The sequence below is a fragment of the Kribbella monticola genome (genome assembly GCF_003261635.1).
In the GTDB taxonomy this organism is placed as follows: domain Bacteria; phylum Actinomycetota; class Actinomycetes; order Propionibacteriales; family Kribbellaceae; genus Kribbella; species Kribbella monticola.
This window is the reverse complement of sequence record NZ_QFXK01000088.1, coordinates 1-22,920: the sequence shown is the minus strand read 5'-3', so window position 1 is coordinate 22,920 and position 22,920 is coordinate 1. Positions and strand designations below refer to the sequence as shown.

Genomic DNA, 22,920 nt, shown 5'->3' with positions numbered 1-22,920 from the left:
GGGGATGGGTGGGAGTGGGCGTGCGGGGGTGGCTGGGAGTGGGCGTGCGGGGATGGGTGGGAGTGGGCGTGCGGGGGTGGCTGGGAGTGGGCGTGCGGGGATGGGTACGAGTGGGCGTGCGGGGATGGCTGGAGGTGGGCGTGCGGGGGTGGGTGGTGGTGGGTGTGCGAGGGCGGAAGGGGAGCGGGGTCGTTGGGGGTTGTGGGGGTGGGTCGGCCCAGGTGGGGCGGGATAGGTGGACTTTGCCGTTGGTGATGGTGATGAGGTAGTGGCCTTTGTCAGCCTCGATGTGGTGGGCGCGGCAGAAGAGGGCGAGGTTGTCGATGGAGGTGGGGCCGCCGTTCAGCCAGGAGATGATGTGGTGGGCGTCGCAGTAGATGGGGGCGGCGCCGCAGACTACGCAGCCTTTGTCGCGCAGGTTGAGGGCCTTGCGCATGGCGGGGGTGATCAGGCGTTTCGCTCGGCCGACATCGAGTGGTTGGGAGTCGGTGCCGAGGACGATGGGGATGATTTCGGCGTCGCAGGCCAGTCGGCGTACGGCGCCGGCTGAGAGGGATTCGCCGAAGAGGAGGTCGCCGGTGGCGTCTTTGCCCTCAGCAACGAGATCTGATAGGTCCATGGTGACGGTGATGTGGGGCTTTACTCCGCCGTTGGTGGGGAGGTCGCCTGTACCGGCGGCTAGGTGGAGGATGTCGGTGAAGCGGTCGGCCTGGCGCTTCTCTCTGGAGCGTGGGTCTGGTTCGCCGTCGGCGGTTTTGCGGGGCTTGGCGGCGGGCTCGATGAGGGTTCGGAGGAGGGCGGCGCGTTCGCTGGAGAGGTAGCCGCCGAACTTCACGCCCTGGTTGGCGTTCTTCAGCCAGAACGCTTCTCGTCGGGCGGCGGCGTCCTCGGCCGGTTCGGGGCCGTCGGTGTCGAGGACGTCGCGCGCCTGCTTGGCCAATACGGTGAGTTCGCGCGGTGTGAGGTGGCGGGCTGCCTCGACCAGCTGCTGCTCGGCGACGCGGAGGTCCTCGACCGGAACCATCGCGGCCGACGGAATCGCCTCGAGTCCTGCGACGATGGACTGGGCCTGATCTTTGTGCAACACCACAGGCAACAAACCGCGTACGCCGGCGTCGGCCGCCTTGCCGCTGTCGTTCGCCATGCCGGACTCGCCGGACTCGCCGGAGCCGCTGGTCTCGCTGGAGCCGCTGGTCTCGCCTGGCTCGCCGGACTTGCTGGAGCCGCCGGGCTCGCTGGTCTCGCCTGGCTCGCCGGACTCGCTGGAGCCGCCTGGCTCGCCGGGCTCGCCGGAGCCGCTGGTCTCGCTGGACTCGCTGGAGCTGCCGGGCTCGCCGGAGTGGCCGAGTTCGTCGGGTTCGGGAAGGTTTGGGGCGGCGGATGTGGCTGCCTCGGCGTGCTGGGTGGTTGGGGCCGGGGCAGCGACGGCGTGGGGGTTGGGGAGGGCGGCCGATACGGTTGGATACTTGGGGAGGGCGAGTGCGAGAGCGAGGTCTCGTCGTACTGTGCTGAGGTTTTTGCGGTGTCTTGTGGCGAGTAGGCGCGCGGTGTCGTGGGCGCCGATCTCCTTGGCGTAGCCGGTGTCGTCGAGGCGGGACATCACTTCCAGACTGTAGGTGTCCAGGAGGGCGATCTGGGCGTGCAGCGCGTCGAGAGTGGCGAGTGCTTCCTCGCCATTCATCAGGTACGCCGGCCGCAGCCCCTCGAGCTCCATACCTCAAACCCTAGACGGCCCCACCGACAGTTTCCGATCCCGAAAGCCCTTGTGAACAAAGGATTTCTCAGAGTTCTGGATGTTGGTGCACACTGATGGCTCCCGTTCGAACCGGAGGACCGAGCCGTGCCCGATCGACCTGAGATTGTCTGCATCTGCGGCTCTGTCCGGTTCGAGGACGAGATGCGCGCGGTGAACCGTGAGCTGACCCTCGCCGGCGCCATCGTCGTAGCGCCAGGTGTCTTCCGGAGCGCCGAGGATCGCGAAGCGGAAAAGGCGATCAGCGACGAGCAGAGGACCGCACTGGGCGTCCTTCACCTGCGCAAGATCGACCTGGCTGACCGGGTGCTGGTGGTGAACCCCGGCGGATATGTCGGCGAGTCCACGAGCAGGGAGATCGCCTATGCCCGAGCCACCGGCAAAGCGGTCTCGTTCACCGATCCTGGCTGACCAACAGTAAGGGAAATGTATGGGTGGGGCTGGGACTGTCGGGGCCTGGTAACCGACGGACTCCGCGGAGGGCAGACCCATGACACTTGCTGTGAATCAGCGCCGGCCTCGATCTACGACGCGGGTTGCGGTCGTGGGGATCGATGGGGCCGGCCGTACGACGATTTGCCGGTTGCTCCAGGACGACGGCCTCGTCAACGAGCACCACGACCTGACCGTCGTTCATGCGCTCCGGCCGTACGAGACGCCAGGTGCGCCGTTCAGGCATCTCTCTCGCAAGTTGCACTCGCTGGCAACCACGGCGGAGCTGCTCGACGATGCCCAGCTCAAGGCCGCGGCGCTCTACCTGCAGCTGTCGACGTACGCGCCGGTCGAGCACTTCATGATCGAGGCCTACCAGCCCGAGTCGCTGGTCACCGCCGGCCACCCCCTGGTCGACACTCTCGCGCATCTCCCGATCCAGCGCCCGCCAACCGCCCCAACGCAAGGCGATTGGAAGCACGCGATCGACCCCGACGTACTGGCCGCAGCTGAGGCCTGGGCCGAGGGCATCGGTTGCCCGACAGACTTGCGGGCACTCGGCGCCGAGGTGCTGTCGCTGCACGACCTCCCGCTGGAGCGGCTGCTCGAACGCTTCCGCCGTCGCTTCCGCGCCAACCTGCCCGACGTCGTCGTACTGCTGGACGTGCACTCAGCCGAGGCCGTACGGCGGTTGGGCGGCGAAGGTGATGCCGAGGAAGCCGAGTTGGCGCAGCGGCTCGGCGGACGCGGGGTGAGCGAGGCTCGACTGTCGATCCTGCGTGAGCAGTACCAGCGGACCACCGACTGGCTGGAGACACGTGGCGTCGTCGTACACCGGATCGATGTGAGCGGTCGCTCCGCACAGCGGGTGGCGAATCTCGTCCGCTCCAAGGTGCCCCAGGTCTGGGCGACCCCTCCGCACCGGGAGGCGCCGCATCTGCAGTGGGCCGGTGACCTCGTGGCCGGAGTGCTCGCATGAGCACCAAGACGCTGCCGAAGCGTGGCGAGCCGGGCGGCCCGCTCGAGCGCCAGCTCATCCTGCGCAAGATCTCGCAACGCCGCTGCGACCGTGCCAAACGAGGCCTTCCCGCCGCGACTCCGGTCGAGTGGCTGGGCTGGGAAGACCGCCGCCCACCGGCAGCAAGACCCGGTACGCCGGCGCTCTCGGTGATGGCCGTCGTCGGTGACGTCGACTGCGAATCCTTCATCACCGGCCTGCTCGCCTTCCTCACTCAACTCCCGTTGGAAACTCAGGACGCCTGGTGGCGCAACCTCACCAAGACGCTCTTCTTCACGGGCAACCCCGCAGAACACCTCAACCAGGCGAAGCCGGCAGAGAGCAGTGACGACCGGGCCGAGCTCGCGAAGCTCGGTCCGCTGTTCACCGCCGCCGGAGGCGACGAAGCGGAGGCGAGGGGCTTTCTCGCCGACAGCGGAACGATCGGCTGGCTGGGGCCGGGAGGTGCGGAGCAGTTCAATCAGCTGCGGCTGGAGCGATTCGGCGGCAGCTTGAAGGTGCCGGACGACCTAGAGCTCTACGTCCCAGGCGCAGCGCCAACCGGGCGGCGAATGTCGTTGCGCATAGCAACAAAAGCTGTCATCGGGCGGGCCTATTTGACCCACGTGCATCACGTCTTGAGCGAGGCCTACCTGCGCAGCTTCCTGCGGCCGGGGGACCGGCTGGAGGTTCGGCACGAGGACGAGCTGGATCCGGTCGAAGAGATCCCGGCCGGCAACCGCGATTTCGAGGCGCGGATCGCCAACGAGCCACGCAGCACGGGCTGCCTGCGGCTCTACGCCAACCTCACGCTCGTCCCCGCGCTGCACGGCGCTCCCTGACGAGCGCGCTCCGCGACGAACGCGCGCCCCGTAGTACGCGGCGCTCCCTGACGAGCGCGCTCCGCGAATGCGCGCCCCGTAGTACCCGGCGCTCCCTGACCGAGTAGCGAAAAAGTATGGCCGCGCCGTTGAGAGTCGGACCAGGACACGGGACCAGGAGACGGACCGAGGGAAGGGCTGGACAGATGAGCGCAGTGCAGGAGTGGGAGCCGCGGGTGATCACGCCCGCCGAGGCCGGTGTGGCGCCGAGCGCGGCCGGGCTGATCGACTATCTGCGGGACCGCACCGATCTCGACGACCTGCTGGTCGAGGAGAAGGCGCTGGTGTTCCGCGGATTCGGGGTCGACCCCGATCACTTGGACCCGGTGATGGATCTGCTGCTCCCGGGCCGGCTGGCCTACGTGCACGGCAACTCACCCCGCACGAAGGTCGGTGACAACGTCTACACCTCCACGGAGTACCCGCCGGAGTACACGATCTCGATGCACAACGAGCTCTCGTACGCGCACTCGTACCCGTCGAGGCTGATGTTCTTCTGTCAGCAGGCCGCGGAGACCGGTGGCGCCACCCCGGTGGTCGACGGCGTGCGCTGGCTGGAGGCGCTGGACGACGAGATCACCGACGCCTTCGCCGACGGCGTCCGCTACCTGCAGAACCTGCACGGGGGAATGGGCCTCGGCAAGAGCTGGCAGGACACCTTCGAGACCTCCGACCGCGACGAGGTGACCGCGTTCCTGGCCGAGTCCGCCGCGGACGTGGAGTGGACCAAGGACGGTGGGCTGCGGATCATCCAGTTGCGTCCGGCAACCATCAAGCATCCGGTGACGAACACAGAGGTCTGGTTCAACCAGGCCGACCAGTGGCACCCGGCCGGGCTCGGTGACGAGACCGCGCAGGCGCTGGCTCAGATCATGCCGGCCGAGGAGCTGCCGCAGGCGGTCACGCTGGCCGACGGTACGCCGATTCCCGACGCCTGGGCGGTCCAAATCCGCGACCGCGGCCTCGACTCGGCCGTCGACGTCAACTGGAACACCGGCGACGTGCTGCTGATCGACAACCTGCTGGTCGGCCACGGCCGCCGCCCCTTCACCGGCGCGCGACGCGTCCTCGTCGCCATGTCTGCCTAGAAGCCAAGGAGAGAAGACAAATGAGCACGCTGCCGTACCTCATCACCGGTACCCCGGACGGCCCGGGCATCGTCGAGCGGCTGACCACCGACGGCGCCGAGATCCGCAAACTGCTGACCACGCACGGCGCGGTGATGCTGCGCGACTGCAAGGTCGAGGGCGTCGCCGGGATGGAGGAGGCCGTCATCGCGCTGTCCGGCGAACCGCTGAAGTACGCCGAGCGCTCGTCCCCCCGGCGCTCGATCAAGGGGAACGTCTACACCTCGACCGACTACCCGCCGACCGAGGAGATCTTCCTGCACAACGAGAACTCCTACCAGGCCGCGTGGCCCCGGCTGCTCTACTTCTACTGCGACATCGAGCCGGAGACCGAGGGTGCCACCCCGCTGGCCGACATCCGCCGCGTGTACGACGCCATCGATCCGGCCGTCCGCGAGGAGTTCGCGCGCCGCAAATGGATGGTCGTCCGCAACTTCCACGAGGACTTCGGCGTTGCCTGGCAGCACGTGTTCGACACCGAGAGCCGGTCCGACGTGGAGGCGCACTGCGCCCGCAACGGGCTGAAGACCGAGTGGATCGGCGACGGCGGCCTCCGTACGACGGCCGTCCGCGAGCCGATCCGCATCCACCCGGAGACTGGCGATCACGTCTGGTTCAACCACATCACCTTCTTCCACCACACCACGCTCCCGGCCTCGATCCGTGAAGGGCTGCTCGCGTTCCTCACCGAGGACGAGCTGCCGACCAACACGTACTACGGCGACGGCGGCCGGATCCCCGACGACGTGATGGACCACTTGCGCGCGGCGTACCGCAAGGAGTGGACGCGGATCGACTGGAAGCAGGGTGACCTCCTGCTGGTGGACAACATGTTGTCGGCGCACGCCCGCGAGCCGTTCACCGGTCCGCGCAAGATCGCGGTCGCGATGGCGGAGGCGTTTCAGCCCGACGCGACCTCGGTACCGCCGGTCGAGGCGGCTCTCGAGCCGTCGGACGTCGCCCGGATCGGGGCACCGGCGTGAGCTGGTTCCGTACCTACCTCCCACGGCCGCAGGCCAAGCTCCGGCTGGTGTGCTTCCCGCACGCCGGCGGAGCGGCCAGCGCGTACCGCGAGTGGGCGGCGCTGCTGCCCGAAGACATCGAGCTGATCGCGGTCCAGTACCCCGGCCGGCAGGACCGCTTCCATGACTCGCTCCTCACCGACTTCACCGCCCTGGTCGACGGCGTGGCAGCCGAGATCGCAACCCTGCAAGGGCCGACCGCGTACTTCGGCCACAGCATGGGGGCGACGGTCGCCTTCGAGACCGCTCGGCGATTGGATGCCCTCGGCAACGGACCGGTTCGGTTGTTCGCCTCGGCCCGTACTGCGCCCGCGGTGGCCACCCGGCTCGGGATCAGCTTCGACACCGAGGACCAGGTGATGACCTACATCCGCAGTCTCGGCGGAGCCGGCGTCGAACTGCTCGAGGACCCGGACCTGCGGGAGCTCGCGTTGCCGATGTTGCAGGCCGACTTCCGGCTGATGGAGAGCTACCGCTACCAGCCCGGCACCCGGCTCAGCTGCCCGATCACCGTACTGGCCGGCTCCGGCGACCACACCTTCGGCGCCGCCGACGCAGGCCACTGGGAGCAGCACACCACCGCCGGAATCGTCACCGAAACCCTGCCGGGCGGCCATTTCTACACCGAAGAGGTGCCCGGGCTCGTCACCGATCTCATCGCCCGTACCTTCACCACCGAGGGAGCACACCCGTGAGCACCAACCCGTTCGAGGACGACACCGCCACTTACCTGGTGCTGCGCAACGACGAGGGCCAGTACTCGCTGTGGCCCGAGTTCGCCGCCGTACCGGCCGGCTGGCAGGTCGCGCTGGACCGCACCGACCGTGCCGCCTGTGTCGATTTCATCAACACCCAGTGGACCGACATGCGGCCCGCCAGCGTCCGCGTCTGACCGACGCCGCCCGTCCTGCCGAGACCACCTGGCTGTCTGAACCTGTCTGAACCACCACCCTGTCCGTCACCTCCCGCCCTTCTGCCGAAGTGGCGGCACCGATCGTGCGATGAGGACCATGGCTGAGAATTCGATCGTCCGTCTGCCGCTGTCGGCTGCCCAAACCAGCGTCTGGTACGCCCACCAGCTCGACCGTTCCGGGCACCGCTACACCATCGGCGAGTGCGTGGAGATCCACGGCGCCGTGGATCCCGCGCTTTTCGAGCGGGCCTGGCGCCAACTGGCGCACGAGGCCGAGGCCTGCCGCGTGCGAGCCGTCCACAACGAGGACGGCCTGAGCCAGGAACTACACACTGAGGTGCCGGCCGACATCGTCCGGACCGTCGACCTGACCCAGGAGGCGGATCCGCGGGAGGCAGCGTTCACCTGGATGCGCCACGATCTCGCGCAGCCGGTCGACCTGACCACCGGCGAGCTGACCGCCACGGTGCTGTTCACCGTCTCCGCCGACTCGGCGATCTGGTACCAGCGCGGCCACCACGTGACCTTCGACGGCTATTCAGGTGGCGTCGTAGCGAAGCGGCTGGCCGCGCTGTACGACGATCTGGTGGCGGGCCGCCCGTTCGGCCCGTCACCGTTCGGCACCCTCGCCCAGCTGATCGAGGAAGAGCAGAACTACCGCGGCTCCGACGCATTCGTTGCCGACCGCACCTATTGGATGGATCAGCTCGCCGACCTACCCGACCCCGCCCGGCTGAGCTGGCGGACGCCGGGTCGCGAGCGGACGAACGAAGTACCGCTGCGCAGCTCGGGTGCCTTGACCGGTGACGACACGACTCGCTTGCGGAAGGCGGCGCGCAAGGCCGGCACGCACTGGTCGATCTGGACGATCGCGGTCACAGCGGCGTACCTGCACCGCGTTACCGGATTGACGGATCTGGTGCTCACCCTGCCCGTCACGGCACGCACCACCGCGCTGTCGCTGGCGACACCGGGCATGCTGTCGAACCACGTCCCCCTTCGCGTTCCCGTGTCGCCCCGGCAGAGCATGGCCGAGCTGGTTCCGGTCGTCACCGAAGCGTTGCGCGCTGCCCTCAAGCACCAGCGTTACCGCCAGGAGGACATCCGGCACGACCTCGGCCTGCCCGCCGACGGTGGCGGGATCGCGGGCCCGATGCTCAACGTGATGGCCTTCAACCACGACCTGCGGTTCGGCGGCCACCGGACCACGCTGCACAACCTGTCCCACGGCGCGATCGACGACCTGGCGATCGCCGTGTACGACGACGGCGCCGGGCTCCGGATCGACATCGACGGCAGCGCCGACCGGTACGACGCCGAGGATCTGGACAGTTACCAGACCCGCTTCGTCAGTTTCCTCGAGCGCGTCGTCGCAGAGCCGGAGCTGCCGATCGGCCGGATCGAGCTGGTCTCCGCCGACGAGCGCCACAAGGTCCTCGTCGACTGGAACCAGACCGCCGTACCTCTGGACGGTGGCTCGCTCGCCGACCTCTTCGAAGCCCAGGTACGCCGTACGCCGACCGCGATCGCCTTGCGCTACCACGGCACCGAGGTGACCTACGCCCAACTGAACCGGCGAGCCAACAAGCTCGCGCATCACCTGATCAGCGAGGGCGTCGGACCCGAGAAAGTCGTCGGATTGGCGCTGCGGCGATCGATCGACCTCCTGGTCGCCATGTACGCCGTGGTGAAGACCGGCGCCGCGTATCTGCCGATCGACCTGAGCTACCCCGCGGACCGGATCTCCTACATCGTCGAGGACGCCGAGCCGGCGTTCGTCATCACCACCGAGTCGGCTGCCGCCGCGATGCCCGCCGGCGTGCGGTTGCTGCTCAGCGACAGCCACCTCGAAGACCTGGTCGACTCGCGGCCGGAGACGGATCCGACCGACGCCGATCGGACGATCGCGCTGACGCCCGAGCACCCGGCGTACGTGATCTACACCTCCGGCTCGACCGGTCGGCCGAAGGGTGTGCTGGTTCCGCACGCCGGGGTGGTCAACCGGTTGCTGTGGATGCAGGCCGAGTACCGCCTGGAGGCGGGGGATCGGCTGCTGCAGAAGACGCCGATGGGGTTCGACGTGTCCGTCTGGGAGTTCTTCTGGGGTCTGCAGGTCGGCGCCTGCCTGGTGATTGCGAAGCCGGAGGGGCACCGCGATCCGGCGTACCTGGCGAAGCTGATCCAGGACGAGGGCGTCACTACGGTGCACTTCGTGCCCTCGATGCTGACCGCATTCCTGGCCGACCCCGGAGCCGCTTCGTGCACAGGGCTGCGCCGGGTGTTCTGCTCGGGCGAGGCGCTGTCGATAGAGCTCGCCGAGGACTTCCGGTTCCAGTTGCCCGAGGTGCCGTTGCACAACCTGTACGGGCCGACCGAGGCGTCGATCGACGTGTCGTACTGGCAGCACGCCGGTGAGACGGCCAGCACGCTGCCGACGATGTTCGCAGCGCAGGTCGCTCGCGTTCCGGGTCAGCCCGCGGTGGTTTCGGGCGATCGACGACTGAGTTATGCCGAGCTGGATGCCGCTGCCGATCGGATGGCGCGGGTGCTGATGCAGCACGGCGCTGGACCTGAGCGCTTCGTGGCGGTCGCGCTGTCGCGTAAGCCCGAGCTGCTGGTGACGCTGCTGGCTGTGGTGAAGGCCGGGGCGGCGTACCTGCCGGTCGATCTGGCCTATCCCGCGGAGCGGATCGCCTATCTGCTGGAAGATGCGCGGCCGGCACTGATCGTCACCGAAGAGTCGGTCGAGCTGCCCGACACCGGCGTACCGACTCTGTTGCTCGAGGCACTGGAGACGGGCGAGCCGACCGCACCGATTCCCCCGGTCGAGATCTCGCCGAGCAGTCCGGCGTACCTGATCTATACATCCGGGTCGACCGGGAGGCCGAAGGGTGTTGTCGTCGAGCATCGTGCGCTCGGACAGTACCTGCGCTACTCAGCCGAGCGGTACGACGGCCTCGACGGGCAGGCGTTGTTGCACACGCCGGTGTCCTTCGACCTGACCGTCACGTCGATCTTCGGCACGTTGGTTCGCGGCGGCTGCGTCCAGCTCGGTTCGCTCGACGACGGGATGGTCGGGGTCGATGCGCCGCTGACCTTCGTGAAGGCGACGCCGAGTCACATGGCTTTACTGGAAGGCGTTTCGGCCGACCGCTTCGGTAGTGGCGCGCTGCTGCTCGGTGGTGAGAACCTGCCGGGCTCCGCGCTGACCGAGTGGCGAGCGGCGCACCCCGACGTCACGATCGTCAACGAGTACGGTCCGACCGAGGCAACCGTGGGCTCGGTGGAGTACCGGCTTCGTCCTGGCGACGAGACGCCTGCCGGTGCGGTACCGATCGGCCGGCCGGTCTGGAACACCCAGGTCTACGTGCTCGACGACAACCTCGTCCCGGTGCCGCCAGGATTCGTCGGAGAGCTCTATCTGGCCGGGGTTCAACTCGCTCGCGGTTACCTGAACCGCCCGAGCCTGACCGCCGAGCGGTTCGTGGCCAACCCGTACGGCGTCCCGGGCAGCCGCATGTACCGCAGTGGTGACGTCGTGCGCTGGAACGCCGACGGTGTCCTGGAGTATCTCGGCCGCGCCGACGACCAGGTGAAGATCCGCGGCTTCCGGATCGAGCTCGGTGAGATCGAAGCCGCACTCCTGCAGCAGCCCGAGGTGGCCAAGGCCGCCGTGATCGTGCACAAGTCGTCCACCGGTGATCAGCGGCTGGTCGCCTATGTGGTGGGTGCGAGCAGCGTCGACCCGGTCGCACTCCGCGACGCGTTGGCCGCCCGGCTGCCGGAGTACATGGTGCCGAGCCTGGTGATCGAGGTCGACGACCTGCCGGTCTCGCCGAACGGCAAGCTGGACCGCAAGGCGCTGCCCGAGCCGGACTTCTCCTCGCTCACCACGTCCCGCGGCCCGCGAACCCCCGAGCAGGAGATCCTCTGCGGCTTGTACGCCGAACTGCTCGGGCTGGTCCGCGTCGGTATCGACGACAGCTTCTTCGAGCTGGGCGGCAACTCGCTGATGGCGACCCGGCTGATGAGCCGGATCCGGGCCACGCTCGGGGTGGAGCTGTCGGTGCGGGAGTTGTTCGAGCACCCGACCGTCGCCGGTCTGTCCACGCAGCTCGACGGGGTGACCGCGGCCCGGCCGCCGATCCGGGTCAGCGAGCGCGCGGAGCAGGTGCCGCTGTCATTCGCGCAGCGCCGGCTCTGGTTCATGAACCGCTTCGAGGGTCCGTCGGCGACGTACAACAATGCGTTCGCGGTGACGCTCGACGGCGCCCTGGACATCGAGGCGCTGCAGGCAGCGCTGGCCGACGTCGTCGAGCGGCACGAGACGCTGCGGACGATCTTTGCCGACGACAACGGAACTCCGTATCAGGTCATCCTGGGTGCTGCCGCGATCTCGTTGCCGGTAGCAAACATTTCCGAGGACGACCTCAGCGCCCGTCTTGACGAGGGCGCCGGCTATGCCTTCGACCTGAGTGTCGAGACTCCGCTGCGGACGACCCTGTTCGCCTTGGCCGACGACCGTCACGTTTTGTTGATCACGCTGCACCACATCGCGTGTGACGGCTGGTCGACGACGCCGATGGCTCGCGACATCGCCACGGCGTACGCGGCGCGGGTCTCCGGTGCTGCTCCGGCCTGGACCCCGCTGCCGGTGCAGTACGCCGACTACGCCCAGTGGCAGCGGGAACTGCTCGGCGACGAGAACGATCCGGACAGCCGCGCCCGCCAGCAGATCGATTACTGGACCGACCAGCTCGCCGGCCTGCCCGACCAGCTGGAACTGCCCACCGACCGCCCGCGCCCGGCCGTCGCGAGCAACCGCGGCGACGTCGTACCGGTTGCCGTCGCTCCTGATCTGTACGCCGAGTTGTCTGCGCTGGCGCAGGCCAACCACGTCAGCCTGTTCATGCTGCTGCAGGCCGCCTTCGCAACTTTGCTCACGCGACTCGGCGCCGGCACCGACGTGCCGATCGGTACGCCGAACGCGGGCCGCACCGACGAGTCGCTCGACAACCTCGTCGGCATGTTCGTCAACCCGCTCGTACTACGAACCGACACCTCCGGCGACCCGACTTTCGAGGAGCTGCTGGCCCGGGTACGGGAGACCAACCTGTCGGCGTACGCGCACCAGGACCTGCCGTTCGACCGCCTGGTCGACATCGTCAACCCGGTCCGGTCGACCGCGCGGCACCCGCTGTTCCAGGTGATGATGCCGTACCAGAGCGACGACCCGGCGGCCGTCGAGCTGCCCGGATTGACGGTCTCGCACGCTCCGGTGGACTCGGGCATCGCCCAGTTCGACCTCCAGCTCGCTCTGCGCGAAGGCGCGGACGGGTTGTCCGGTCACCTGGAGTTCGCGCTGGACCTGTTCGACCGTGGGACTGCTTCGCAACTGGTGAAGCGCTTCGGGCAGGTGCTTGAGCAGGTCGCGGAGGCGCCGGACCAGCGGATCAGCGCGCTCGACGTGATCGGCCCCGACGAGCGCGAGCTGTTGGTTGCCGGACGCAACGAGACCGATCGGGAGATCGATTGGTCGACAATTTCCGAATTGGTAGAACGCCAGGCCGCTCGCACTCCGTCAGCTGTTGCGGTCCACGACCACGGCACCTCGTTGACGTACGCCGAGCTGAATGCTGAGGCGAACAAGCTCGCGCATCACTTGCGGGGGCTCGAGGTCGGGCCGGATGTGGTGGTCGGTGTCCACGTCGATCGATCCGCCAGTTTGGTCGTCGCCGCGCTGGCGGTCCTGAAGGCGGGTGGCGTGTATCTGCCGCTCGACCCGGACTACCCCGCGAGCCGGTTGGCCTATCTGGTGGAGGACGCCGAGGCCTCGCTGGTGATCAGCCGGTCGGATCTCGTGATTGACCTGCCGGCCGCCGACGCGCACGTAGTACTGATCGATTCCGATGACTGGGCGGATGCGTCGGCCGCCGATCTGCCGGCTGTTGCCGGGCCGGACGACGTCGCCTACCTGATCTACACCTCCGGCTCGACCGGCCGCCCGAAGGGAGTCCTGGCGACCCATCGCGGTGCGGTCAACCGGTTCCACTGGACGCAGCGCGCGTACTTCCGCTACACGCCCGAGGACTCGGTCCTGGTCAAGATTCCGACCGGGTTCGACGTCTCAGTCGGGGAGATCTTCGGTCCGCTGAGTCAGGGCGCCCGGCTGGTGATCGCCAAGCCCGGCGGGCACCTGGACACGGCGTACCTGCGGGAGACCATCAAGGAGCAGCAGGTCACCCAGGTGTACTTCGTGCCGTCGATGCTCGCGGTGATGCTCGCCGACGGCGGGCTGGAGGAGTGCCGCTCGTTGCGGGTGCTGCTGTCCGGTGGCGAGGAGCTTCCGGTGTCGCTGGCTCGGCAGGTGCTGGAACGCCTCCACTGGGTGGAGTTCTACAACCAGTACGGGCCGACCGAGGCGGCGATCGACTCGACCGCGTGGCGGGTCACCCCTGAGAGCCTCGAGGGGCTGCATCGGGTGCCGATCGCCGCGGTGTCCGGTCAGGTGGGACTGCACGACAACGTGCGGCTGTATGTGCTGGACGAGGAGATGGCTGTCGTTCCGACCGGGACGCCGGGTGAGCTGTTCATCGGTGGTGCCGGGGTAGCCCGCGGGTACTTGCGGCGGCCGGAGCTGACGGCCGAGCGGTTCATCCCGGATCCGTTCCGCTCCGAGGGCCGGCTGTACCGCACCGGCGACCAGGTGCGCTGGACCACCGACGGCCGGCTGGAGATCCTCGGCCGCGTCGACGACCAGGTCAAGCTGAATGGCGCCCGGGTGGAACTTGGCGAGATCCAGACCGCGCTGTCCGCACACCCTTCTGTGCAGCAGGCCGTGGTGATCGTCCGCGACAAGCGGCTGGTCGGCTACGTCGTCGCGACCGAAACGGTCGATCTGCGGGCGTATCTGGCCGAATCGCTGCCCGAGGTCATGGTGCCGAGCAGCATCGTGCGGCTCGACTCGTTGCCGCTGACACCTAACGGCAAGCTGGATCGCGCTGCGCTACCCGCGCCCGCTGCTCGGGCGGTGGCATCGCGCTCGGTACTGAGCAACTCGATCGAGCAGACGCTGGCCGACCTGTACGCCGAGGTGCTGGGCGTCGAGTTGGTCGGGCAGGAGGACGGGTTCTTCGAGCTGGGTGGCGACAGCATCATGTCGATCCAGTTGGTGAGCCGGGCGCGCAAGGCGGGGTTGATCTTCACGCCGCGGGACGTGTTCCGGCACCAGAGCGTGGCCAAGCTCGCGGCCGTCACGACAGTTGACGAGACCGTGCAGCAGAAGCCGGCCGAGAAGCTGCTGCGAGGGCTCTTCGCCGAGGTGCTGGGGATCGCCGAGGTCGGGCTCGACGACGGGTTCTTCGAGCTCGGTGGCGACAGCATCATGTCGATCCAGTTGGTCAGCCGGGCACGCAAGGCCGGACTGTCCTTCACGCCGCGAGACGTGTTCCGGCACCAGACCGTCGCCAAGCTCGCTGCAGTTGCCTCGCTCGATGCTGCGGTCGCTGGTGCAGCTGCGGTCGGGGGAGCGGCCGGGTTCGGCACGGGCGGCCATGGTTGGGTGGGGCCGGTGCGGTTGACGCCGCTTCAGGCGGCGCTCGCCGCGACCGGGGATGCGTGGTCCGGGTTCCACCAGTCGGTTCTCGTCCAGGTCCCTGCGGACCTTGGTCTCGATCGGTTGAGCGGCGCGCTGCAGAAGGTGGTGGACCATCACGACACGCTGCGGTTCGTAGTACGGAAGGACGGCGCTGCTTGGAAGTTGGAGCAGCGGGCGGTTGGTTCGGTCGACGCTGCTGCGTGTGTGACTCGGGTAGATATCGCCGGGTTGAGTGCCGAGGAGTTGGACGTCGTCCAGGTGCACGCGGCCGAGGCGGCGCGCGACCGACTGGCGCCGTACGACGGGACGATGCTGCAGGTGGTGTGGTTCGACGCCGGGCCTGCGGAATCCGGTCGGCTGCTCGTGCTGATCCACCACTTGTCCGTGGACGGAGTCTCCTGGCGCATCCTGCTCCCAGACCTGTTGTCCGCCTGGAACGGCGAAGCGCTCGACCCGGTCGGTACGTCGTTCGCCGCATGGAGCCGACAGTTGCCTGCAGCAACCGTGGTCGAGTCGGCGGATGAGCCGTTGCTCGGAAGCCGGGCGCTGGAGCCGATTGACGTTGCTGCCGACGCGGGTCGCCTGGAGCTGGTGCTTCCGGCTGTGGCGACCGAGCCGCTGATCACGAAGGTGCCGCAAGCTGTCCATGGCGGTATCAATGACGTTCTGCTGGCCGGTCTCACGCTGGCGCTGAAGCGGTGGCGCGGGCACGAATCCGTGCTGATCGACCTCGAAGGGCACGGCCGCGACGCCGTACCGGGTGCTGATGTCTCGCGCACTGTGGGTTGGTTCACCGAGATCAAGCCAGTCCGGCTGGCCGCGGTAGCGGACGATCCGGGCGCGACGCTCAAAGCAGTCAAGGAGCAGTTGCGCACAGCAACAGGATCCGAGGCGGGCGGGGCCGGCGGTGCGGTGAGCGGTGCCGGCGGCAGCGCGCAGCTCATCGTGAACTACCTCGGCCGGGTGGAGTCGCCAGCGGCGACCGACTGGTCGCTCGTTCCGGGTGGCGCCGGCGTCATCCCGGGTGCGGATCCGCGGATGCCGCTGCAGCACGCGATCCAGCTGAACGCGATGGTGCTCGACGGACCGAACGGACCTTCGTTGCGGGCCGAGTGGATCTGGGCGGACGGCGTACTGACGTCTGCTGAGATCTCCGAGCTCGCACAGCTCTGGTCGGACGCGCTGGCTGAACTGGTGCGGGCGGAAGCTGTGGGCCACACGCCGTCGGACTTCCCGCTGGTGACGATCGACCAGGAACGACTCTCGTTGCTAGAGGCAAAGAACCCGGATCTGGTGTCCTTGCTGCCGGTGACCTCTTTGCAGGAAGGCTTCCTCTACTACTCCCTGTTGGAGGGGGAGGGGATCGACCTCTACACCGGCCGGATCTGGATGGACCTGGAAGGACCGCTCGACGTACCGGCGCTGCATCGCTCCGCCGACGCCTTGCTGTCCAGGCACGAGACTCTGCGCACCAGCTTCACCCACGATGCACTCGGGAATCCCTTCCAGGTGGTGCATTCGCAGCTCGACATGCCGTGGACAGAGGTCGATCTGAGCGAGCTGGACGAGCTCAGCCAGGAGGCCGAAGTACTGCGGTTGCTGGAGGCCGAGCAGCTGACCAAGTTCGATCCGGAGCGGCCGCCGTTGCTGCGGTTCGTGGTGATCAGGCTCGGGCTGGCGTTGCACCGACTCGTGCTCACGAACCACCACCTGGTGCTCGACGGCTGGTCTATCCCGGTGTTGCTGCGCGAACTGTTCGCGGCGTACGCCGAAGGTGGCGAAGCAACCGGGCTTCCCCGCGTCGCGCCGTACCAGGACTACCTGGAATGGCTTGCCGAGCAGGATCTCGAGACCGACCGGACGGCCTGGAACGCGGCGCTGGAAGGGCTCACCGAGCCGACGCTGGTCGCGCCGGGTATCGCGGAAGGTCACGCGGTTCTGCCGGAGCGGGTGACCGAGCACCTGAGTCCTGCTCTGGGCGAGGCGGTTGCCGCGCTGGCTCGGCGTACGGGCGTCACGGTCAACACCGTCATTCAGTCGGCCTGGGGATTGTTGCTGTCCAGACTGACCGGCCGCGACGACGTGGTCTTCGGTACGACGGTGTCGGGCCGGCCGCCGGAGATCAGCGGTATCGAGCAGATGGTCGGGTTGTTCGTGAACACCATCCCGGTGCGCGTTCGGGTGCGGCCGGAGGATGGGGTCGAGGACTTCCTCGGGCGGTTGCAGGACGAGCAGACCGCGTTGTCCGACCATCACCAGCTCGGCACCAGCGAGATCCTTGCCGGCGCGGGGCTCGGGCCGCTGTTCGACAGCACGGTCGTGTTCTTCAACTACCCGATCGACGCCGGCGTGATGAACCTGGCGGTGAACGGCGTCCGGCTGGTGCACATCGACGCCCGCGACGACACCCACTTCGCGCTGCGGCTCAGCGTGTTCCCGGGGGCGGACGGGTTCCAGCTGAACCTCGACTCGCGGCCGGACGCGTTCAGCCGCGCCGAGACCGAGGACCACCTGCGCCGCTACATCGAGCTGCTGCAGGAGATGACCTCGTCCGACGTTTCCTCGATCGCCGAGCTCGGCACGGTCAGCCAGGCCGAGCAGGACCGGTTGCTGGTCGAGTGGGGTGGTTACGGCGACTGATCCGCACCACCTGCTTCACCCAAGCGAAGATTCCCTAAGGAGTGCACGATGAACTCGCTGTTGCAACAAGTATTCGAAGCCCGGGCCGCGGGTCCGGTGATCCTCGGCCCGGCCGACCACGAGCTCGCCGAGCAGGTCGCTCGCCGGGTCGTGTCCGACGGCGACGGCTGGGTCAACTCCGAAGCCTGGCTGAACGCCGCCCGCGACGGGTACCACGACCTCCCCGCCGTACTGCGGAAGGCGCTCGCGGAGTTCCGCCGCGACTCCGGTCCGGGTGGCGCCTTCTTGGTTCGCGGCCTTCCGGTGGATGAGAGCGCCGTACCGGAGACACCGTCGTACAGCGGCTCGGTGCAGAAGGAGGGCACGGTCCCGGCCGCGTTGCTCACCCTGATCGCGAGTGGGCTCGGCGATCCGGCGGCCTTCCTGGCGGAGAAGTCGGGCGCGCTCGTGCACGACGTCGTACCTGTGCCGGGGAGCGAAGCGTTCCAGGGCAACGAGGGGTCGGTGATGCTCTCCTTCCACAACGAGAACGCATTCCACGCCCACCGGCCCGACTACGTGCTGCTGCTCTGCCTGCGCGCGGACCACGAACGCGTCGCCGGGCTGCGGGTGTCGTGCATCCGCAAGGCGCTCGACAAGCTGAGCAAGGAGTGCGTCGAGGCGCTCTTCCGGCCCATCTACATCACCGCGCCACCGCCGTCCTTCGGCGACGCCGGTGAACTGACCGAGCCCCATGGCATCCTCAGCGGCGCCCCGGACGATCCGGACTTGCTGGTCGACTTCGCCGCGACGAAGCCGCTCGGCCCGGACGCGGTGGAGGCGATGCGCGAACTCCAACGGACCTTGGCTGCCACGGCCGACACCATCTACCTGGAGCCGGGCGACCTCGCCATCGTCGACAACCGCGTCTCGGTCCACGGCCGCACCAGCTTCACCCCCCGCTACGACGGCCGCGACCGCTGGCTCCAACGAACCTTCTCCCTCCGAGACCTCCGCAGCTCCCGCCACCTCCGCCCCCACGACTCCCACGTCATGATCCGCTGACCCCTTATGAAAGCCGAGGATCCCGGGCGCCTCCCTCCACGCCCGGGGTTCCTCCCCATGCACCTCGTCCGTCGTCGCTCCCACCCACCCGACAAACGCCGGCCGCGCCGCCTTCTATTCGCGATCGGTCGCGGGCTTTGCTTAGTTGGTACGAACCGGGCGATAGCTCACGTCCACGCTCGCGCGGAGATCGTCGCCCGCAAGCCGTTCGAGCTGGACCGGGACACCGCCAGGGTTGTCGAACAAGCGAGTGCCGTCGCCGAGCAGGACCGGGGCGATGTGGAGGTGGAGCTCGTCGAGCAGGCCTTGGTTGAGTAGTTGCCGGCCGATGTCTGCGGAAAAGACCACCAAGTCCTTGCCAGCTGCGGCTTCCAGCGCGATTCGAGCCGCCTCAGCTACCTCGCAGTTGAGGAACGTCACCCCGGGACCGGACTCGGCCTGATCAGCCTTCGCATCGTCCGGGTGGTGGGTGAGGATGAAGGTCGGGCCGCCCATCGCCCCGCCGTACGGGGCACTGGAGTCGGGGTAGGCGTCCCAACCCTTCCGGCCACCAAGGACGGCACCGATCCGGCCGGCGTACTCGGTGACCACCCCAGGCCGGATCGAGACGCCTTCGAGCCAGCCGAGCGCGTCCTGTCCCGGCGCGGCGATGAATCCGTCGAGCGACATCATGAAGTGCCAGATGATCTTGCCGGTCTGCTGCTGTGCTTGCGTGGTCATCAGAAACGCTCCTGTGGTTGAAGAATCGGGAGGTCGTAGGTACGGCGTACGCTGTTGCCGATCCGGCCGAGGTCGGTGCCGTAGATGTGCAACGAGATGCCCACGGTCGCGCCGTCGTTCGTTACGCGGTGGATGTCGCCCGGCGGCGCGAAACCGCTGACCGTGCCGGGCCGATCAATCCGTACGCCGGTGAGCACCAGCTGCCGACCGCTGTCGTCGAGCCTGAACCGCTCCTCGCGCTCGGTCCCGGCGACCACCGCGACCACGCACCACGTCGTGTGATCGTGCACGGTGGTCGCCTGTCCGGGGCGCGAAACGAGGGCGACGACCGAGAAGCTTCCGTCCGGCTCGACGTGCAGAAGTTGGCTTCGCTCGCACCCGCTCCGTGCCGCGGCCGGTATCTCCCGCAGGACCGCCTCGGCCGTGGGGAGTTCTCCTTCGAGACCCTCAACGACCTCGTCGACGACCGTCTGCCAGTCGAGCGGTATCCGCGTCGCGCCGCGCACCACGGCGTACAGGTTCTCCAGCTCTGCGTTCATGCCTGAAACGCTAGGCGTGGTAGGTGGCACTCTGTAAGGCCCAGTTCCATGGCTGTTGAGTGGTCCGGTTTGTCGCCGGAGGTGCTGGTCCGGCTGGATCGGGAGAGCTCCGAGACGCTGGGTTCGCAGCTGCAGAACGCCCTCCGCGGCGCGATTCGGGAGGGCCGCCTGGCCAAGGGCGAGCGACTCCCGTCGTCCCGGAAACTCGCCGCCGACCTGGGCGTCTCGCGCGGTCTGGTGCAGTCCACCTATAACCAGCTGGAGTCCGAGGGATACCTGCGCGCCTTCTCCGGCTCGGCGACGCGGGTCGCCTTCAGCCCTCTGCAGTCCGCCGTCGCGCCGCACGACACCGTCGTACCGGCGAAGCCGACGATCGACTTCGTGCCTGGCCGGCCGGATCTCAACAGCTTCCCCGCACGCGACTGGCTCTGGGCATGCGGCGAGGCCACCCGTACGGCGTCGGCCCGCGACTTCGGATACGGCGACGGCCGTGGCGCACCCACCTTGCGAACAGTCGTCGCCTCTTATCTACAACGAGTCCGAGGCGCGTTCGCGCAACCGGATGACCTGGTGATCTGCAGCGGCTTCACCCAAGGCGCCGCTTTGACCTTGGCCGCGCTACGAGCAACCGGCGTCACGTCGGTCGCCGTCGAGGACCCCGGCCACCTCGAGATGCCATTACTCGTACGCCGAGCCGGCCTCACCCCGGTCTTCGTTGCCGTCGACAACCAAGGCCTGGTGGTCGACGACCTGGCCCGAACCGGCGCCACCGCCGTCATCGTCACGCCGGCGCATCAAACGCCGACCGGCGTCGTACTGACCCCGCAGCGCCGAGTGGACCTCCTGCGATGGGCCGAGCAAGTCGGGGGAGTGGTCATCGAGGACGACTACGACTCCGAGTTCCGCTACGACAAACAACCCGTCGGCGCACTCCAAGGTCTCGCGCCGGACCACGTCGTCACCATCGGATCAGTCAGCAAGACCCTGGCCCCCGCCCTCCGCCTCGGCTGGGCACTGGCACCGCGGCACCTGGTGTCCTACATCGTCGAGGAGAAACACCGCAGCGACCGAGGCTCACCCACCCTCGACCAACTGGCCCTGGCCCGCCTGATCGAGTCAGGCCGCTTCGACCGCCACCTCCGCCGCATGCGCACCATCTACGCCTCCCGCCGCGCGGCCCTGGTCGACGCAATCGCCGAACACGCCCCCACCCTCAACCTCACCGGCCTATCCGCCGGCTTCCACGCCGTCGCCTACCTCCCCAACGGCACCGACGAAAACGCCCTGGTCACCGCCGCAGCCCACCGCTCAGTAGGCCTCCAACCCCTATCCCGCTACCGATCCCCCGCCCATCCCGGCCCACCCGGCCTAGTCTTCGGCTTCGGCAACACCAACGAAACGGCCATCCACCACGGCATAACCACCATCAAAGACCTCCTACAGGCTGCCCCTACCGAGTAGACGTGCCTTCGCAGACTTTCCATCGTCGATGCCGCGACCAGGGGACCTCGGTCGTGCCAATCAGGAGGCGGAAGCTGACGAGTACGTGCGATTGACGAGCCTGTTATCATTCAATCTGAATGAGAAAGGTCCTCTGATGCCTGTTCGTAAGTCAGCCCTCAGCAAGCAAGCCTCGCACGAGGCAGCCCGCGTGCGAGCGCGCCGCGAGCTCGTGGACGTGGACCAGCGTCGGTTCGCAGTTCAGCAGGTGAAGTCTGGCTGCAGCCAAGATGCTGTCGCTGAGGCGTTGGGAACCTCGCAAGCTCAGATTTCGCGCTGGGTAGCAGATGCCGTGGCCCATCCGCGATCGTTGGCGGTCACCGTCGACGAGTTGACGAACCGCAAGCTGCTCGGCGAGATCTCGTCACCAGATTTGGTGGCGCAACTCGACCGGCTCAAGCTGGCGTACGTGAACCCGGACAAGCGTCCGCACTCACCATGGGCGAGACTGCGCGAAGCTCATCGGCGCGGAGTGTTGAGCGACGAGGAGACGCACCAGATCGCCCGTCGGACGGCCGAGCGAATGGTCGGTCGCGTCAACCGCCACATGGCACTTGAGGCCCAACCAGTCAGCGACACAGCTGCTGAGCGCTCCGTGAACGAGGCGACTGAACGCCTCCTCCGGACGCTCTGACAGCAGCAGATCGTATGTCGGCTGTAGCGGAGTCGATGACTACGAAGCGGTGGGCCCCGTGAGCATGTTCGACCCTCTCAATCAGCCGTACGGAGCCACTCCAGTTCAGGAGGATGACCGGCAATACCTCCTCGAGGTCCATCAGGGCGTCGAAACGATGGCCGAGCTCAACGACCTCGAAAGCAGCAACATCGCCGCCGCACGATTCTGGATTCGGGACGAGGCGCTCGATGTGGCCGACCTGCTGTCCCTTCCTGCGCAATGCGACATTCATCGACGGATGTTCGACCAGGTGTGGAAGTGGGCCGGCCTCATTCGTACCCGTGAGCTCAACATCGGTGTCGAGCCGTATCGCATCCGAGAGGACTGGGCTGCCGCGTTGGGCGACGCCGAGTTCTGGATCGAGAATCAGACGTTCAGCCCAGCGGAAGTCGTGCTCCGACTGCACCACCGGATGGTCCAGATCCATCCGTTCCAGAACGGCAACGGCCGGCACGCGCGCATCCTTGCTGAAGAACTCGCTCTCGGCCTCGGCCTGGGGGAGGACTGCTTCTCTTGGGGAGGACATCTGGTTGTCCCCCTTGAGCAACAGCGAGCCGCATACCTCTCCTCGCTGAGACAACTCGACAGGGACCGGAACGAAGTAGGACCCCTGATGCAGTTCGCCTTAGACCCCCAAACCGACAACACCTGGACCTGACGCACCTCCGCCATCGAAGCAGCGATGTCGGCTGCCCGGTGCTCATTTGACCTGTGGCTGAGACGACAGTTTCGGTCGGCTGCCGTTTTCTGGGTGATGGGAACGATTGGTCGGGGAGCGCCTGATGATGTTGTCGATGCCCGGCAGATAGGCGTGAAGCCGGTGAACGAACGTGTCTCGAGGCGGTGCTCTCGACTCTGGCGGGTCCGGGCGCGTTTTGCGGCGGCGGCTCCTGCGGTTGTTGAGCGGGCTGCGTAGGTGCGACGTAGGAGGGCCGTAGCCGGGGGGTGGGGAGCTGCGATGTAGGAGGTGCGTGGGTGGGGTTAGGTGAAGGTGGTGGCTAGGGATAGGAGGTGGGGTTCGGAGTTGTGGGGGGTGATCAGTTGGAGGGATGGGGGGATGGGCGATGTGGGGGTGGTGG

15 protein-coding genes are annotated in these 22,920 nt (G+C 67.8%); 12 read left to right on the top strand and 3 right to left on the bottom strand.

Going from position 1 to position 22,920, the window contains the following annotated elements:
* Positions 1-1,714, bottom strand: a 1,714-nt coding sequence (locus DIZ26_RS34845; RefSeq protein WP_232828855.1) for an HNH endonuclease signature motif containing protein, incomplete at its 3' end; no start/stop codon positions are given.
* A gap of 126 nt (positions 1,715-1,840) precedes the next feature.
* Between DIZ26_RS34845 and DIZ26_RS34835 the strand changes: the two genes are divergently transcribed.
* The 9 genes from DIZ26_RS34835 (at position 1,841) to DIZ26_RS34795 (ending at position 18,406) form a co-directional block, all read left to right on the top strand.
* Positions 1,841-2,164: a hypothetical protein gene (locus tag DIZ26_RS34835; RefSeq protein ID WP_112248834.1), complete on the top strand. Its 324-nt coding sequence runs from the start codon at positions 1,841-1,843 to the stop codon at positions 2,162-2,164.
* A gap of 133 nt (positions 2,165-2,297) precedes the next feature.
* Positions 2,298-3,164 (top strand): hypothetical protein, encoded by an 867-nt coding sequence (locus DIZ26_RS34830; protein WP_157979919.1) that lies wholly within the window; start codon positions 2,298-2,300, stop codon positions 3,162-3,164.
* Positions 3,161-4,024: a DUF6182 family protein gene (locus DIZ26_RS34825; RefSeq protein WP_112248832.1), complete on the top strand. Its 864-nt coding sequence runs from the start codon at positions 3,161-3,163 to the stop codon at positions 4,022-4,024. Before DIZ26_RS34830 ends, DIZ26_RS34825 begins: the two co-directional genes overlap by 4 nt.
* A 185-nt stretch (positions 4,025-4,209) precedes the next feature.
* Positions 4,210-5,151, top strand: coding sequence for a TauD/TfdA family dioxygenase (locus DIZ26_RS34820; RefSeq protein ID WP_112248831.1), 942 nt, complete (start codon positions 4,210-4,212; stop codon positions 5,149-5,151).
* Between the two features lie 20 nt (positions 5,152-5,171).
* On the top strand, positions 5,172-6,173 hold the full coding sequence (locus DIZ26_RS34815) for a TauD/TfdA family dioxygenase (RefSeq protein ID WP_112248830.1): 1,002 nt from the start codon (positions 5,172-5,174) through the stop codon (positions 6,171-6,173).
* A complete protein-coding gene (locus tag DIZ26_RS34810; RefSeq protein WP_112248829.1) occupies positions 6,170-6,907 on the top strand; it encodes a thioesterase II family protein in 738 nt (245 codons plus the stop codon). Before DIZ26_RS34815 ends, DIZ26_RS34810 begins: the two co-directional genes overlap by 4 nt.
* Positions 6,904-7,104, top strand: coding sequence for an MbtH family protein (locus DIZ26_RS34805; RefSeq protein ID WP_112248828.1), 201 nt, complete (start codon positions 6,904-6,906; stop codon positions 7,102-7,104). Before DIZ26_RS34810 ends, DIZ26_RS34805 begins: the two co-directional genes overlap by 4 nt.
* A 118-nt stretch (positions 7,105-7,222) precedes the next feature.
* On the top strand, positions 7,223-17,362 hold the full coding sequence (locus DIZ26_RS34800; RefSeq protein WP_198676439.1) for a non-ribosomal peptide synthetase: 10,140 nt from the start codon (positions 7,223-7,225) through the stop codon (positions 17,360-17,362).
* Between the two features lie 48 nt (positions 17,363-17,410).
* On the top strand, positions 17,411-18,406 hold the full coding sequence (locus DIZ26_RS34795) for a TauD/TfdA family dioxygenase (protein WP_112248826.1): 996 nt from the start codon (positions 17,411-17,413) through the stop codon (positions 18,404-18,406).
* Positions 18,407-18,547: 141 nt separating this feature from the next.
* Here the strand turns inward: DIZ26_RS34795 and DIZ26_RS34790 are convergent, their stop codons facing one another.
* Together DIZ26_RS34790 and DIZ26_RS34785 are read right to left on the bottom strand one after the other, a co-directional pair.
* Entirely contained in the window at positions 18,548-19,126 is a 579-nt protein-coding gene (locus DIZ26_RS34790) for a dihydrofolate reductase family protein (RefSeq protein WP_112248825.1), read from the bottom strand.
* Positions 19,126-19,665: a cysteine dioxygenase family protein gene (locus DIZ26_RS34785; RefSeq protein ID WP_112248824.1), complete on the bottom strand. Its 540-nt coding sequence runs from the start codon at positions 19,663-19,665 to the stop codon at positions 19,126-19,128. The genes DIZ26_RS34790 and DIZ26_RS34785 overlap by 1 nt, the downstream gene beginning before the upstream one ends.
* A gap of 48 nt (positions 19,666-19,713) precedes the next feature.
* Here DIZ26_RS34785 and pdxR point away from each other — a divergent pair, with 48 nt between their 5' ends.
* The 3 genes from pdxR to DIZ26_RS34770 all read left to right on the top strand — a co-directional run bounded on the left by pdxR (position 19,714) and on the right by DIZ26_RS34770 (position 22,499).
* On the top strand, positions 19,714-21,126 hold the full coding sequence (pdxR, locus tag DIZ26_RS34780; RefSeq protein WP_112248823.1) for a MocR-like pyridoxine biosynthesis transcription factor PdxR: 1,413 nt from the start codon (positions 19,714-19,716) through the stop codon (positions 21,124-21,126).
* 331 nt (positions 21,127-21,457) lie between these two features.
* The gene (locus DIZ26_RS37690) at positions 21,458-21,799 is read left to right on the top strand and encodes a helix-turn-helix domain-containing protein (RefSeq protein WP_157979918.1); all 342 of its coding nucleotides are present in this window, start codon (positions 21,458-21,460) and stop codon (positions 21,797-21,799) included.
* 64 nt (positions 21,800-21,863) lie between these two features.
* Positions 21,864-22,499, top strand: coding sequence for a mobile mystery protein B (locus DIZ26_RS34770; protein WP_112248821.1), 636 nt, complete (start codon positions 21,864-21,866; stop codon positions 22,497-22,499).
* The last annotated feature ends 421 nt before the right edge of the window (positions 22,500-22,920 follow it).

Bases quoted from the DNA above. Each gene is read 5' to 3' on its own strand.
- DIZ26_RS34825 (WP_112248832.1), top strand. From the start codon at position 3,161: ATGAGCACCAAGACGCTGCCGAAGCGTGGCGAGCCGGGCGGCCCGCTC.
- DIZ26_RS34820 (WP_112248831.1), top strand. From the start codon at position 4,210: ATGAGCGCAGTGCAGGAGTGGGAGCCGCGGGTGATCACGCCCGCCGAG.
- DIZ26_RS34815 (WP_112248830.1), top strand. From the start codon at position 5,172: ATGAGCACGCTGCCGTACCTCATCACCGGTACCCCGGACGGCCCGGGC.
- DIZ26_RS34800 (WP_198676439.1), top strand. From the start codon at position 7,223: ATGGCTGAGAATTCGATCGTCCGTCTGCCGCTGTCGGCTGCCCAAACC.
- DIZ26_RS34795 (WP_112248826.1), top strand. From the start codon at position 17,411: ATGAACTCGCTGTTGCAACAAGTATTCGAAGCCCGGGCCGCGGGTCCG.
- DIZ26_RS34790 (WP_112248825.1), bottom strand. From the start codon at position 19,126: ATGACCACGCAAGCACAGCAGCAGACCGGCAAGATCATCTGGCACTTC.
- DIZ26_RS34785 (WP_112248824.1), bottom strand. From the start codon at position 19,665: ATGAACGCAGAGCTGGAGAACCTGTACGCCGTGGTGCGCGGCGCGACG.
- pdxR (WP_112248823.1), top strand. From the start codon at position 19,714: ATGGCTGTTGAGTGGTCCGGTTTGTCGCCGGAGGTGCTGGTCCGGCTG.
- DIZ26_RS34770 (WP_112248821.1), top strand. From the start codon at position 21,864: ATGTTCGACCCTCTCAATCAGCCGTACGGAGCCACTCCAGTTCAGGAG.